Source organism: Mycolicibacterium lutetiense, from assembly GCF_017876775.1.
In the GTDB taxonomy this organism is placed as follows: Bacteria; Actinomycetota; Actinomycetes; order Mycobacteriales; family Mycobacteriaceae; genus Mycobacterium; species Mycobacterium lutetiense.
This window is the reverse complement of the sequence record NZ_JAGIOP010000001.1, coordinates 789,420-804,194: the sequence shown is the minus strand read 5'-3', so window position 1 is coordinate 804,194 and position 14,775 is coordinate 789,420. Positions and strand designations below refer to the sequence as shown.

Annotated in this window: 9 protein-coding genes and 3 rRNA genes; 3 read left to right on the top strand and 9 right to left on the bottom strand. The window is 61.5% G+C overall.

What is annotated here, in order from left to right:
* Positions 1-48 precede the first annotated feature (48 nt).
* The gene (locus tag JOF57_RS03945; protein WP_209913825.1) at positions 49-1,542 is read left to right on the top strand and encodes a DNA-3-methyladenine glycosylase 2 family protein; all 1,494 of its coding nucleotides are present in this window, start codon (positions 49-51) and stop codon (positions 1,540-1,542) included.
* A complete protein-coding gene (locus tag JOF57_RS03940) occupies positions 1,539-2,036 on the top strand; it encodes a methylated-DNA--[protein]-cysteine S-methyltransferase (RefSeq protein WP_209913823.1) in 498 nt (165 codons plus the stop codon). The genes JOF57_RS03945 and JOF57_RS03940 overlap by 4 nt, the downstream gene beginning before the upstream one ends.
* A gap of 121 nt (positions 2,037-2,157) precedes the next feature.
* On the opposite strand, the gene rrf is transcribed toward JOF57_RS03940, so the two are convergent.
* The 4 genes from rrf to murA all read right to left on the bottom strand — a co-directional run bounded on the left by rrf (position 2,158) and on the right by murA (position 9,158).
* Positions 2,158-2,271 (bottom strand): 5S ribosomal RNA (rrf, locus tag JOF57_RS03935).
* A gap of 155 nt (positions 2,272-2,426) precedes the next feature.
* Positions 2,427-5,551 (bottom strand): 23S ribosomal RNA (locus JOF57_RS03930).
* 377 nt (positions 5,552-5,928) lie between these two features.
* A 16S ribosomal RNA gene (locus JOF57_RS03925) occupies positions 5,929-7,448 on the bottom strand.
* The 16S, 23S and 5S rRNA genes sit together here, the layout of an rRNA operon.
* 453 nt (positions 7,449-7,901) lie before the next feature.
* Complete coding sequence (gene murA / locus JOF57_RS03920; RefSeq protein WP_209913821.1) at positions 7,902-9,158, bottom strand: UDP-N-acetylglucosamine 1-carboxyvinyltransferase; 1,257 nt, start codon at positions 9,156-9,158, stop codon at positions 7,902-7,904.
* Positions 9,159-9,255: 97 nt separating this feature from the next.
* Between murA and JOF57_RS03915 the strand changes: the two genes are divergently transcribed.
* Positions 9,256-9,828, top strand: coding sequence for a cob(I)yrinic acid a,c-diamide adenosyltransferase (locus JOF57_RS03915; protein ID WP_209913819.1), 573 nt, complete (start codon positions 9,256-9,258; stop codon positions 9,826-9,828).
* Here JOF57_RS03915 and JOF57_RS03910 read toward each other — a convergent pair.
* From JOF57_RS03910 to atpA, 5 genes are read right to left on the bottom strand one after another with little or no spacing between them, the layout of a single operon-like run.
* Positions 9,822-10,268: a DUF2550 domain-containing protein gene (locus JOF57_RS03910; RefSeq protein ID WP_209913817.1), complete on the bottom strand. Its 447-nt coding sequence runs from the start codon at positions 10,266-10,268 to the stop codon at positions 9,822-9,824. The genes JOF57_RS03915 and JOF57_RS03910 overlap by 7 nt on opposite strands.
* 15 nt (positions 10,269-10,283) lie before the next feature.
* Positions 10,284-10,649 carry a F0F1 ATP synthase subunit epsilon gene (locus JOF57_RS03905; protein WP_209913815.1) on the bottom strand — a complete coding sequence of 122 codons (366 nt, stop codon included), beginning with the start codon at positions 10,647-10,649 and terminating at the stop codon, positions 10,284-10,286.
* Between the two features lie 30 nt (positions 10,650-10,679).
* Positions 10,680-12,107, bottom strand: coding sequence for a F0F1 ATP synthase subunit beta (atpD, locus tag JOF57_RS03900; RefSeq protein ID WP_209913813.1), 1,428 nt, complete (start codon positions 12,105-12,107; stop codon positions 10,680-10,682).
* 40 nt (positions 12,108-12,147) lie between these two features.
* On the bottom strand, positions 12,148-13,071 hold the full coding sequence (locus tag JOF57_RS03895) for a F0F1 ATP synthase subunit gamma (RefSeq protein WP_209913811.1): 924 nt from the start codon (positions 13,069-13,071) through the stop codon (positions 12,148-12,150).
* Positions 13,072-13,078: 7 nt separating this feature from the next.
* Entirely contained in the window at positions 13,079-14,728 is a 1,650-nt protein-coding gene (gene atpA / locus JOF57_RS03890) for a F0F1 ATP synthase subunit alpha (RefSeq protein WP_209913808.1), read from the bottom strand.
* Between the last annotated feature and the right edge of the window lie 47 nt (positions 14,729-14,775).

Below are 14,775 nucleotides of genomic sequence, written 5' to 3'. Positions count from 1 at the left end.
TCGTTTTCCCGCTAGTCAAGTGCGCGAGGCCGTGCCATCGTGGAACCCATGCACGAAGATTTCGACCGCTGTTACCGGGCAGTCCAGTCCAAGGACGCGCGGTTTGACGGTTGGTTCGTCACCGCCGTGCTCACCACCGGAATCTACTGCCGCCCCAGCTGCCCGGTCCGCCCACCTTTCGCCCGGAACATGCGGTTCTATCCGACTGCCGCGGCCGCCCAGGCAGCCGGTTTCCGGGCCTGCAAACGGTGCCGTCCTGACGCCTCCCCCGGTTCCCCGGAATGGAATGTCCGTGGCGACATCGTGGCGCGATGCATGCGGCTCATCGCCGACGGAACGGTGGACCGCGAAGGGGTGACAGGGCTGGCCGGCCGTGTCGGCTACACGACCCGCCAATTGCAACGCATCATGCAGGCCGAGCTGGGGGCCAATCCCCTGGCGCTGGCCCGGGCACAGCGCACCCAGACCGCACGCGTTCTGATCGAAACCACCGGGCTGCCGTTCGCGGACGTCGCGTTCGCCGCCGGCTTCGCCAGCATCCGGCAGTTCAACGACACGGTGCGCGCGGTGTCCGACCTGACACCGACCCAGCTCCGGCTACGGGCCCGGAGCCGATTCTCCACCGAGGTATCCGCCGCTCCCGGCGTCCTGTCGCTACGGCTGCCCGTACGGACCCCGTTCTCCTATGAAGGGCTGTTCGGCCATTTGGCCGCCAGCGCAGTCCCCGGGCTGGAAGAGGTGTGCGACGGGCAGTTCCGGCGCACCCTGCGGCTACCGCACGGACATGGTGTGGTCGGCCTGACACCGGCGCCCGACCATGTCCGCTGCCAGTTGACGCTCGATGACTTCCGCGACCTGTCGGCCACCATCGCGCGGTGCCGACGATTGCTGGACCTCGACGCCGACCCCGAAGCGGTCGTCGACGCACTCCAGGCCGATCCGGGGTTGGCCGCGGTGGTGGCGAAGGCGCCGGGGCAGCGCATCCCCCGCACCGTCGACGAGGCGGAACTCGCGCTCCGGGTGGTGATCGGCCAACAAGTGTCGATCAAAGCCGCTCGCACCCACGTGGGTCGTCTCGTCGCCCGTTACGGAACACCGATCTCAGATGAGTCGGGCGGACTGACCCACGTGTTTCCCAGCATCTCCGATCTGGTCCGTCTGGATCCTGCCGATCTGGCGATGCCGGCATCCCGGAGGCGCACCGTGACCGCCCTGGTGCAGACGATCGCCGACGACGACCTGATCCTCGATCCCGGATGCGACTGGGACCGCGCCCGCGAACAGCTGCTGGATCTCCCCGGTATCGGCCCGTGGACGACTGAGGTGATCGCCATGCGCGGACTCGGTGATCCAGATGCCTTTCCCGCCACCGATCTCGGCGTGCGCGCGGCTGCCGACCAACTCGGACTCCCCGCAGACGGGCTCGTGGAGCACAGCACCAGATGGCGCCCATGGCGCGCGTACGCGACACAACACCTGTGGACCACCCTGGACCATGCGGTGAACGAATGGCCCCCGCACGATCGACAGGAGAAGTCATGACGACCTTGCATTACCGCACGATGGACAGCCCGGTCGGCCTCATCACTTTGGCCGGCCGCGATGGGCGGCTCATGCATCTGCGGATGGTCGATCAAACGTATGAGCCGAGCCGCGACGGCTGGGAGCGCGACGACACCGCCTTCGTCGATGCTGTCGACCAACTGACGGCCTATTTCGCCGGCGAACGTACTGAATTCGACCTCAAGCTCGACATGGTGGGCACGCAGTTTCAGCGCCGCGTGTGGGACGCCCTGCAGACCATTCCCTACGGCGAAACCTGCTCCTACGGGGAGATCGCCCGTCAGATCGGCTCACCGGCCGCCTCGCGCGCGGTCGGCCTGGCCAATGGGCACAATCCGATCGGCATCATCGTGCCGTGCCACCGCGTGATCGGCGCCAATGGCAGCCTCACCGGGTACGGCGGCGGCCTGGACCGCAAACGGGCCCTGTTGGAATTGGAGAAAAGCCGCACAATGCCGGCGCTTTTCAATTGAGTTGTGACTGAGGCGCGTTTTCAATTGCCGAATTGAAAACGCGCCTCAAATACATTTGTACCTACATACACAAATGCCCGAGCCCTCCAATCGGAATTGGAGGGCTCGGGTCTTAATTTGTGTTCGGCGGTGTCCTACTTTTCCACCCGACAGGGTAGTATCATCGGCGCTGGCAGGCTTAGCTTCCGGGTTCGGGATGGGACCGGGCGTTTCCCTGCCGCTATGGACCGCCGTAACTCTATTCACTCGTTATTGAGTGTAAACCTTGTGTTTTGGTGGTGGGGCATGGGGAACCATGTCCCGACACAAGTGTCGTGTGTGGTTTGTGGTGTGGTTGCGTAGCAGATGTGCGTCTTACTGAAACTCATCAAACATTGGTTGTTTGTTGGTTGTTGTAAGTTTTCGGCCGGTTAGTGCCAGTTCCCTTCACCCATTACTGGGCTTCCAGGTCTGACCTATCAATCCCGTGGTCTGCGGGGGGCCTTATCCCTCTAAAAGGGTGAGAAGCCTGGTCTTGGAGGGGGTTTCCCGCTTAGATGCTTTCAGCGGTTATCCTGTCCGAACGTGGCTATCCAGCCGTGCTCCTGGTGGAACAACTGGTACACCAGAGGTTCGTCCGTCCCGGTCCTCTCGTACTAGGGACAGATTTCCTCAAGCTTCTGACGCGCGCGGCGGATAGAGACCGAACTGTCTCACGACGTTCTAAACCCAGCTCGCGTGCCGCTTTAATGGGCGAACAGCCCAACCCTTGGGACCTGCTCCAGCCCCAGGATGCGACGAGCCGACATCGAGGTGCCAAACCATCCCGTCGATATGGACTCTTGGGGAAGATCAGCCTGTTATCCCCGGGGTACCTTTTATCCGTTGAGCGACACCCCTTCCACTCAGAGGTGCCGGATCACTAGTCCCGACTTTCGTCCCTGCTCGACATGTATGTCTCGCAGTCAAGCTCCCTTGTGCACTTACACTCAACACCTGATTGCCGTCCAGGTTGAGGGAACCTTTGGGCGCCTCCGTTACATTTTAGGAGGCAACCGCCCCAGTTAAACTACCCACCAGGCACTGTCCCTGAACCGGATATACGGTCCGAGGTTAGAGGCCCAATACGATCAGAGTGGTATTTCAACAATGACTCCACCCACACTGGCGTGTGAATTTCACAGTCTCCCACCTATCCTACACAAACCGTATCGAGCACCAATACCAAGTTGTAGTGAAGGTCCCGGGGTCTTTTCGTCCTGCCGCGCGTAACGAGCATCTTTACTCGTAGTGCAATTTCGCCGAGTCTATGGTTGAGACAGTTGAGAAGTCGTTACGCCATTCGTGCAGGTCGGAACTTACCCGACAAGGAATTTCGCTACCTTAGGATGGTTATAGTTACCACCGCCGTTTACTGGGGCTTAAATTCTCCGCTTCACCCCGAAGGGTTAACGGGTCCTCTTAACCTTCCAGCACCGGGCAGGCGTCAGTCCGTATACATCGTCTTGCGACTTCGCACGGACCTGTGTTTTTAGTAAACAGTCGCTTCTCACTGGTTTGTGCCACCCCCTCCCGCTGCCGGCCGCAAAAGCCTTGACGATATGGGGGTCCCCCTTCTCCCGAAGTTACGGGGGCATTTTGCCGAGTTCCTTAACCATAGTTCACTCGTACGCCTTAGTATTCTCTACCTGACCACCTGTGTTGGTTTGGGGTACGGGCCGTGTATGTCCTCGCTAGAGGCTTTTCTTGGCAGCATAGGATCACCGAATTCGCCTCAAACGGCTATGCATCACCTCTCAGGATTAATGCCAGACGGATTTGCCTATCTGACTCCCTACCGGCTTACCCCAGTACAACCACTGACTGGTACGGCTACCTTCCTGCGTCACCCCATCGCTTGACTACTACCCACCGGGGTCCCACGCAGCCCCGTCAACGCCTCACCCCGAAGGGATCGGTCACGACGGTTTTGGATGGTTAGCACAATGGATTCATCATGGACGCACATACACGGGTACGGGAATATCAACCCGTTGTCCATCGACTACGCCTGTCGGCCTCGCCTTAGGTCCCGACTCACCCTGGGAGGACTGGCCTGGCCCAGGAACCCTTGGTCTTTCGGCGGGCAAGGTTCTCACTTGCCTATTCGCTACTCATGCCTGCATTCTCACTCCCACACCCTCCACAGCTAGATCACTCTGCTGCTTCACCGGATGCAGGACGCTCCCCTACCCAACGAAACTAGTTCGTTGCCGCGGCTTCGGCGGTGTACTTGAGCCCCGCTACATTATCGGCGCACAATCACTTGACCAGTGAGCTATTACGCACTCTTTCAAGGGTGGCTGCTTCTAAGCCAACCTCCTGGTTGTCTTCGCGACTGCACATCCTTTTCCACTTAGTACACGCTTAGGGGCCTTAGCCGGCGATCTGGGCTGTTTCCCTCTCGACGCACGGAGCTTATCCCCCGCCGTCTCACTGCCACACTCTTAGACTTGTCGGCATTCGGAGTTTGGCTGACGTCAGTAACCCTGTGGGGCCCATCGGCCATCCAGTAGCTCTACCTCCAACAAGAAACATGTGACGCTGCACCTAAATGCATTTCGGGGAGAACCAGCTATCACGGAGTTTGATTGGCCTTTCACCCCTACCCACAGCTCATCCCCTCAGTCTTCAACCTAAGTGGGTTCGGGCCTCCACGCGGTCTTACCCGCGCTTCACCCTGGCCATGGGTAGATCACTCCGCTTCGGGTCCAGAACACACCACTACACCAACCCCTCTGGATTGGATACGCCCTATTCAGACTCGCTTTCGCTGCGGCTACCCCACACGGGTTAACCTCGCGACATGTCCCTGACTCGCAGGCTCATTCTTCAAAAGGCACGCCATCACCCCACCACGAAGGAGGGCTCTGACGGATTGTAAGCGCACGGTTTCAGGTACTATTTCACTCCCCTCCCGGGGTACTTTTCACCATTCCCTCACGGTACTAATCCGCTATCGGTCACTGGGAAGTATTCAGGCTTACCGGGTGGTCCCGGCAGATTCACAGCAGATTTCACGGGCCCGCTGCTACTCGGGAACACTGTTCAAGGCAGATGTCAGGTTTTCACGTACCGGGCTCTCACCGTCTACGGCAGGTCATCCCAAACCACTTCCGTTAACCACGACATTTTCTTACTACCCTCCAGTCAGGTAGAACTGGAAAAACAGGTCCCACAACCCCGCACACACAACCCCTACCCGGTATCACATGCATACGGTTTAGCCATCTTCCGCTTTCGCTCGCCACTACTCACGGAATCACTTTTGTTTTCTCTTCCTACGGGTACTGAGATGTTTCACTTCCCCGCGTTCCCTCCCACTACCTATGTATTCAGTAGTGGGTAACACGACATCACTCGTGCTGGGTTTCCCCATTCGGACATCCTCGGATCAACGCTCGGTTGGCAGCTCCCCGAGGCATATCGCAGCCTCCAACGTCCTTCATCGGCTCCCAGTGCCAAGGCATCCACCATGCGCCCTTAAACACTTACAACACAAACACCAAAAATGAGTTTCAAAAGAAATTGCACATCAATTGTGCACAAAAAGAACACCCACCCGAAGGCAGATGCCACATTTTGCGTGCTAGATGCTCGCAACCACTATCCACAAATCAAACACCACACCCCACCACCAAAGATGGAGCAACAACACGCCTCCCACCCCACACAGGGGCCAGGGAAAAACGGGCCTGTTGTCTCAAAGCCCAATAGTGTGTTCGATGATTTTCCCCAGGACGCTTTCCCGCATCCCACGCAAAGTTTGTTGACTGCACCCACCAGAAATCCACTACAGATCCCTGACTGAAATATCCCAACCGCACTGATCCCACAGTCGTGGGGGCGGGGGAATCAAAATGGTGCTCCTTAGAAAGGAGGTGATCCAGCCGCACCTTCCGGTACGGCTACCTTGTTACGACTTCGTCCCAATCGCCGATCCCACCTTCGACGGCTCCCTCCCACAAGGGGTTAGGCCACCGGCTTCGGGTGTTACCGACTTTCATGACGTGACGGGCGGTGTGTACAAGGCCCGGGAACGTATTCACCGCAGCGTTGCTGATCTGCGATTACTAGCGACTCCGACTTCACGGGGTCGAGTTGCAGACCCCGATCCGAACTGAGACCGGCTTTGAAAGGATTCGCTCCACCTCACGGCATCGCAGCCCTTTGTACCGGCCATTGTAGCATGTGTGAAGCCCTGGACATAAGGGGCATGATGACTTGACGTCATCCCCACCTTCCTCCGAGTTGACCCCGGCAGTCTCTCACGAGTCCCCACCATTACGTGCTGGCAACATGAGACAAGGGTTGCGCTCGTTGCGGGACTTAACCCAACATCTCACGACACGAGCTGACGACAGCCATGCACCACCTGCACACAGGCCACAAGGGAACCGACATCTCTGCCGGCGTCCTGTGCATGTCAAACCCAGGTAAGGTTCTTCGCGTTGCATCGAATTAATCCACATGCTCCGCCGCTTGTGCGGGCCCCCGTCAATTTCTTTGAGTTTTAGCCTTGCGGCCGTACTCCCCAGGCGGGGTACTTAATGCGTTAGCTACGGCACGGATCCCAAGGAAGGAAACCCACACCTAGTACCCACCGTTTACGGCGTGGACTACCAGGGTATCTAATCCTGTTCGCTCCCCACGCTTTCGCTCCTCAGCGTCAGTTACTGCCCAGAGACCCGCCTTCGCCACCGGTGTTCCTCCTGATATCTGCGCATTCCACCGCTACACCAGGAATTCCAGTCTCCCCTGCAGTACTCTAGTCTGCCCGTATCGCCCGCACGCCCACAGTTAAGCTGTGAGTTTTCACGAACAACGCGACAAACCACCTACGAGCTCTTTACGCCCAGTAATTCCGGACAACGCTCGGACCCTACGTATTACCGCGGCTGCTGGCACGTAGTTGGCCGGTCCTTCTTCTATAGGTACCGTCACTTGCGCTTCGTCCCTATTGAAAGAGGTTTACAACCCGAAGGCCGTCATCCCTCACGCGGCGTCGCTGCATCAGGCTTGCGCCCATTGTGCAATATTCCCCACTGCTGCCTCCCGTAGGAGTCTGGGCCGTATCTCAGTCCCAGTGTGGCCGGTCACCCTCTCAGGCCGGCTACCCGTCGTCGCCTTGGTAGGCCATTACCCCACCAACAAGCTGATAGGCCGCGGGCCCATCCCACACCGCAAAAGCTTTCCACCACACACCAGGAAGTGCGCGGTCATATTCGGTATTAGACCCAGTTTCCCAGGCTTATCCCAAAGTGCAGGGCAGATCACCCACGTGTTACTCACCCGTTCGCCACTCGAGTACCCCGAAGGGCCTTTCCGTTCGACTTGCATGTGTTAAGCACGCCGCCAGCGTTCGTCCTGAGCCAGAATCAAACTCTCCAAACAAAAACTTCCCAGTCCAAAAACCAGGCAGAATTCAATCAGAAAAATCCGATCACAAACAAAAGACACCAACAAACTGGCATCAAAAAAACAACAAAACCACACCCTAAACGGGAAAAAGAGCGTGGCCAAAAACAACAAACAAAAACCACCAAACACACTATTGAGTTCTCAAACAACAGACTTTTCTTCTTTGTCACCCTGTTTTGGGGCAACCTCACCAGCTTAATTTGAACCTTGCCGGTAAGTCAAATTGCTTCATTTTGGCTTGTTTCATCCGGTCTGAGGCAACCTCGCCAGCTTAGTACAATCTCTGCTGACTTGTCAAACCGCTCTGGTCCGGGGTGTTTCACCCGCTCCGCGGCGACTCCAAAAGATTAGCCCGAGCTAGCCTGCAAGGTCAAATCAGCCGGTCAGTGCAGGTTCGAGGTCTGAAAGCCAGGCTCGAACGTGTGCCTACGAGCCTACTCGCTCGATCTCGGCGCCGAGGCTCAACAGGTTTTCCACGAACAACGGGTAGCCGCGATCGATGTGGAACACATCGTGAACCTCGGTCTCGCCGTCTGCGACCAGGCCGGCGAGCACCAGGCCGGCGCCCGCCCGGATGTCCGAGGACCACACCGGGGCACTCGAAAGCTGCGGGATCCCCCGCACCACCGCGTGGTGACCGTCGGTCCGTGCATCAGCTCCGAGCCGGATCATCTCCTCGACGAAACGGAACCGGGCCTCGAACACGTTCTCGGTGATCATCGAGGTGCCGTCGGCCACCGCCGCGAGCCCGATCGCCATCGGCTGCAGATCCGTCGGAAATCCGGGGAACGGCAGCGTCGCCACGTTCACCGCTTTGGGTCGCTCGTACTGGACCACCCGGAAACCGTTGTCGTTCTGGGTCACTGTCGCGCCGGCGTCGTGCAACTTGTGCAGCACCAACTGCAGGTGTTGCGGGTCCACGCCCGTCACCGAGATGTCTCCGCGCGTCATCGCCGCGGCTATCCCCCACGTGGCTGCCACGATCCGGTCACCGATCACCCGGTGTTGTGTGGGATAGAGCCGGTCGACTCCGGTGATCGTCAGCGTCGATGTCCCCGCACCGCTGACCTTGGCGCCCATCTGGTTGAGCATCGCGCAGATGTCGACGATGTCTGGTTCGCGCGCAGCATTGTGGATCGTGGTGACACCTTCAGCCAGTACCGCGGCCATCAGGATGTTCTCGGTCGCTCCCACCGACGGGAACTCCAGCTGAATCTCGGCACCCCGCAGATGATCGGCCTCGGCCACCACACAGCCGTGCTCGATATTGCAGGTCGCCCCCAGCTGGCGTAACCCGGCCTGGTGCATATCCAGCGGCCGCGACCCGATCGCATCACCCCCGGGAAGCGCGACCTTGGCTTTCTTGCAGCGACCGACGAGTGGTCCCAGCACGCACACCGACGCACGGAACTGGCGGACCGCCGCGAAATCGGCGTCGTACTTGGGTTCGTCGGGCGACGTGATCCGGACGGTGTCACCGTCAAGCTCCACGGTCGCGCCCAAGCCCCGCAGCACCTCGGCCATCAGCGGCACATCAAGAATGTCGGGGCAGTTGGTGATGGTGCTGGTGCCCTCGGCCAGCAGTGCGGCCGCCATCAGTTTCAGCACACTGTTCTTGGCCCCACCGACAGCAACTTCGCCTGACAACCGGTTTCCTCCGGTCACCAAGAAACGCTCGCTCACGCCGGTCAGTGTAGACAGCCTGGCGTCGAGTTTCCGCCTGCTCGGACAGATCCGGTGAGCCCGGCGGGCTTCTCTTCCCGCCCGGTACCGTTCAGCTATGGCGGTTCATCTCACACGTATCTACACCCGCACCGGCGACGACGGCACGACCGGGCTGAGTGACTTCAGCCGGGTTTCCAAGAATGATTCGAGGTTGGCGGCCTACGCCGACTGTGACGAAGCCAACGCAGCCATCGGTGTCGCAGTCGCGCTGGGAGAACCTGATCAGCAAATCCTGAAGGTATTGCGCCAGATTCAGAACGACCTGTTCGACGCCGGTGCCGACCTGTCCACCCCGGTCGTGGAAAACCCCGAGCATCCGCCGCTGCGCATCTCCCAGGCCTACATCGATCGGCTGGAGACGTGGTGCGACGAGTTCAACGAGGGGCTTCCGGCGCTGAATTCGTTCATCCTGCCCGGCGGCACTTCCCTGTCCGCACTGCTACATGTGGCCCGAACAGTGACTCGCCGAGCCGAACGGTCAGCGTGGACCGCAGTGGACCAACACGGGGATTCGGTCAGTGTGCTGCCGGCGAAGTACCTCAACCGGCTGTCAGATCTGTTGTTCATCCTGTCGCGGGTCGCGAACCCGGATGGGGACGTCCTCTGGAAACCCGGAACGGGTCAGTAGTTACGACGGCGAGCTCGCGGGGAAGGCCGTGACTCGAGCCAGGACGTGAACGCCGTCAGGGCGCCCCGGTCCAGGGCGATCTCATACCCTTGCCGGCGTTCGGGACTGCTGTCACGTAGTTCGAGGATGACCGTTGCATCGGTCATGATGTCGAACTCGTCGCCACGGGGGGCGCGGCGCGACACCACTTCCAGCCCCCGGCGGCTCAATCGCCGGTCAGGCCACCACCGCATGCTGGACAGCCGGTAGAAACCGGCTTCCCCTCCGCGATAGCGCATCACCCCGTGGCGCCAACCGCTACCGCCCTCGGCGGGAAAGTCGCGCAGGATCGCCGCAGTTCCGCCAACCTGACGCAACTTCCACAGTCGGTAACTCAGGGCAGCGACTACCAGTAGCAGAACGCAGACGAGCGCGACCATGGAAATCATGGGCGCGCTCATCTGTCGTCTCTGTCGTCAGTCGATCTGGCCGAGTGCACGCAGGCGCGCCCGACCCCAGGCCGCTGTCTGCTCGTCGTCAGACTCCGCGTCCCGCTTGGCGGAGTCCGCGTCGATCTCGGATTCGAACTGAGCGTTCTCCACCAGGATCCGGACCGTCTCCTCGGTCACCGACAGGAAACCGCCGTCGACGGCGATCCGCAGATCGTCCTCGCCGTCGCGCTCGACCCGCACCATCGCGTCGTCGACGAGCTGCGCCACCAACGGAATGTGCCGCGGCAGGATGCCGATTTCACCAGCGGTGGTCCGGGTGAAGACGAACGTAGCGGTACCGGACCAGAGCTCGCGCTCGACGGCAACGATCTCGACGTTCAAATCAGCCATGTCACACCACCTCTCGGGCTAGAGCGCACATCACAGCTTGGCGCCGAGGCTTTCGGCCTTCTTCGCCAGGTCGTCCAGACCACCGATGAGGAAGAACGCCTGCTCGGGCAGGTGATCGAACTCGCCCTTGGCCAGCTTGTCGAAGGCCTCGATGGTCTCCTTGAGCGGCACGGTCGAACCGGGCTGACCGGTGAACTGCTCGGCCGCCATCATGTTCTGGCTCAGGAAGCGCTCGATCTTGCGGGCGCGGTACACCAGCACCTTGTCCTCTTCCGACAGCTCGTCGATGCCGAGGATGGCGATGATGTCCTGAAGATCCTTGTAGCGCTGCAGGATCCGGATGACTTCCTGGGCGACGCGGTAGTGCTCGTCGCCGACGACGCTGGGGTGCAGGATCGTCGAGGACGAAGCCAGCGGGTCCACAGCGGGGAAGATGCCCTTGGAGAACACCGCACGCGAAAGCTCGGTGGTGGCATCCAGGTGGGCGAACGTGGTGGCCGGCGCCGGGTCGGTGTAGTCGTCGGCGGGCACGTACACGGCCTGCATCGAGGTGATGGAGCGACCACGGGTCGAGGTGATGCGCTCCTGCAGCTCACCCATCTCGTCGGCCAGCGTCGGCTGGTAACCCACGGCCGAGGGCATACGACCCAGCAGGGTCGACACCTCGGAACCGGCCTGGGTGAACCGGAAGATGTTGTCGATGAAGAGCAGCACGTCCTGGTTCTGCTCGTCGCGGAAGTACTCGGCCATGGTCAGGGCCGACAGGGCGACGCGCATACGCGTGCCTGGCGGCTCGTCCATCTGGCCGAACACCAACGCGGTGTCCTTGAGAACGTTGGCGTCCGCGAGCTCGACCCAGAGGTCGTTGCCCTCACGGGTGCGCTCCCCCACGCCGGCGAACACCGAGGTGCCACCGAAGTTGCGGGCGATGCGGTTGATCATTTCCTGGATCAGCACGGTCTTACCCACGCCGGCACCACCGAACAGGGCGATCTTGCCGCCACGCACGTACGGGGTGAGCAGGTCGACGACCTTCAGGCCGGTCTCCAGCATCTCGGTGCGGGGCTCGAGGTCGGCGAATGCCGGCGGCTTGCGGTGGATCGACCAGTGGTCGAATTCCTTGCCGTAGCCGGGCTCGTCGAGGCAGTCGCCGAGGGCGTTGAACACGTGGCCCTTGACGCCGTCGCCGACCGGCACCGAGATCGAGGCGCCGGTGTCGCGGACGTCGGTGCCACGCACCAGGCCGTCGGTGGGCTGCATGGAGATGCAGCGCACCAGGCTGTCGCCGAGGTGCTGGGCAACCTCAAGCGTCAGCGTCTTGGCGAGCGCGCCATAAGTGATGTCGGCGTGCAGCGCGTTGAACAGCTCAGGCACGGCACCGCGCGGGAACTCGATATCCACCACCGGGCCGGTGATGCGGACTACGCGGCCCGCGGTCTTTTCTGCAGTAGCAGTCATTCTCTCTTCGCTTTCCTACGAGGCTTTCGTCTTTATCCGGCTAGCGCGCGTCGGCCAGCGCGTTCGCGCCGCCCACGATCTCGCTGATTTCCTGGGTGATCTGCGCCTGACGTTCGCGGTTGGCCGCGAGCGTCAGTGCCTTGATCAGATCGTCGGCGTTGTCGGTGGCCGACTTCATGGCGCGCCGGCGCGAAGCCGACTCCGAGGCCGCTGCCTCCAGCAGTGCTGCGTACACGCGCGTGGCGATGTAGCGCGGCAGCAGCGCGTCGAACAGGTCCTCGGCATTCGGCTCGAACGAATACAGCGTGTGCGGACCGGTTTCCGACTCACCGACGTACTCGACGACCAACGGTGCGATCTGATGTGCGACCGCGGTCTGCGAGAGCATCGACCGGAATTCGGTAGAGACGATGTGAAGTTCGTCGACACCCAGAATGCCGTCGGCGCCCGCATCATCGCCGTCGTCGTCGGCGCCGGACATGAACGTCGTCACCAGGGTGTCGGCGATCTCCTTGGCGTGCTCGTAAGTGGGCCGCTCCGAGAAGCCGGTCCACGATTCGGTCACCGTCCGCTGCCGGAAGCTGTAGTAGCCCAAGGCTTTCCGACCGACGACATAGAGCACCGGGTCCTTGCCCTGTTCCCGCAGCAGCGCGAACAGTTCTTCGGCCCGACGCAGCACGTTGGCGTTGTAACCGCCGCAGAGACCGCGGTCCGAGGACACCACGAGCACACCGGCCCGCTTGGGGTCCTCCCGCTGAACGAGCAGCGGGTGATCCAGCGCGCTGGCACCGGCAAGCTCGGTCAGCATGTTGGTGATCTCGGTGGAGTAGGGCCGGGCCGCATCGACCCGGGCCTGCGCCTTGGCGATCCGCGACGTGGCGATCAGCTCCTGTGCCTTCGTGATCTTCTTGATCGACGAAGCGGATTTGATACGCCCGCGTAGCTCGCGAAGTGTGGCTGCCATTGGTTACCTAGGCCTTCTTGGGAGCCGGCTTGCGGACCTTGACCGATTCCTTCTCCAGGTCCTCGGGATCCAGTGCCTCGGCGCCGGCCTCCTTCACGACCACGGAGCTGCCGTCGGTGGCGGCGAAGCCCTTCTTGAACTCGTTGATGACCGAGACCAGGTTGGCCTCGTTCTCCTCGGAGAGCTTCTTGGTCTCCTTGATGCGCTTGAGGATGTCGGAGTGGCTGGCCTTGACATGCTCCAGCAGCTCGTCGACGAAGCGGGTCACGTCTTCGGCCGGAACCGAATCCAGGTGGCCCTGGGTACCGAGGAAGATCGACACGACCTGGTCCTCGACCGCCAGCGGGCTGTACTGCGCCTGCTTGAGCAGCTCGACCAGGCGGACACCGCGGTCCAGCTGAGCCTTGGAGGCCGCATCCAGATCCGAGGCGAAGGCCGCGAAGGCCTCCAGCTCGCGGTACTGCGACAGATCCAGACGCAGTGAACCCGCAACCTCTTTCATGGCCTTGATCTGCGCGGCGCCACCGACACGGGACACCGACACACCGACGTTGACGGCCGGTCGCACACCCTGGTTGAACAGGTCGGACTCCAGGAAGCACTGGCCGTCGGTGATCGAGATGACGTTGGTCGGGATGAACGCCGAGATGTCGTTGGCCTTGGTCTCGATGATCGGCAGACCCGTCATCGAACCACCGCCGAGTTCGTCGGACAGCTTGGCGCAACGCTCCAGCAGACGGGAGTGCAGGTAGAAGACGTCGCCGGGGAATGCCTCGCGGCCCGGCGGGCGGCGCAGCAGCAGCGAGATGGCGCGGTAGGCGTCGGCCTGCTTGGAGAGATCGTCGAACACGATCAGCACGTGCTTGCCGTCGTACATCCAGTGCTGGCCGATGGCCGAACCGGTGTACGGCGCCAGCCACTTGAAGCCGGCCGGGTCGGAGGCGGGGGCCGCGACGATGGTGGTGTACTCCATCGCGCCACCCTCTTCCAGCGCCCGCTTCACGCTGGCGATGGTGGTGCCCTTCTGGCCGATGGCGACGTACACGCAGCGCACCTGCTGCTTGGGGTCGCCGGTCTCCCAGGCCTCACGCTGGTTGAGGATGGTGTCGACGCAGACCGCGGTCTTGCCGGTCTTGCGGTCACCGATGATCAGCTGACGCTGGCCACGGCCGATCGGGGTCATGGCGTCGATGGCCTTGATACCGGTCTGCAGCGGCTCGGAGACGCCCTGGCGCTGCACCACCGAAGGGGCCTGCAGCTCGAGTGCGCGCCGGGTCTCGGACTCGATGTCGCCCTGGCCGTCGATCGGCTGACCGAGCGGGTTGACGACGCGACCGAGGAAGGCGTCACCAACCGGGACCGAGAGCACCTCGCCGGTGCGCTTGACCTGCTGGCCCTCTTCGATCTTCTCGAACTCACCCAGGATGACGGCGCCGACGCTGTGCTCGTCGAGGTTGAGCGCCACACCCAGCACACCGCCCGGGAACTCGAGGAGCTCCTGGGTCATGACCGAGGGCAGGCCCTCGACGTGGGCGATGCCGTCACCGGCGTCGATGACGGTGCCGATCTCTTCGCGCTCGGTGTCGGCGGAAAACGAGGATACGTAGTCCTCGATGGCACCTTCGATATCAGCAGCCGAGATTGTCAACTCTGCCATGGTTTTCGTCTTCCTACCTTGTTCTTGGGGTGGTTCGTGGGGTCTGG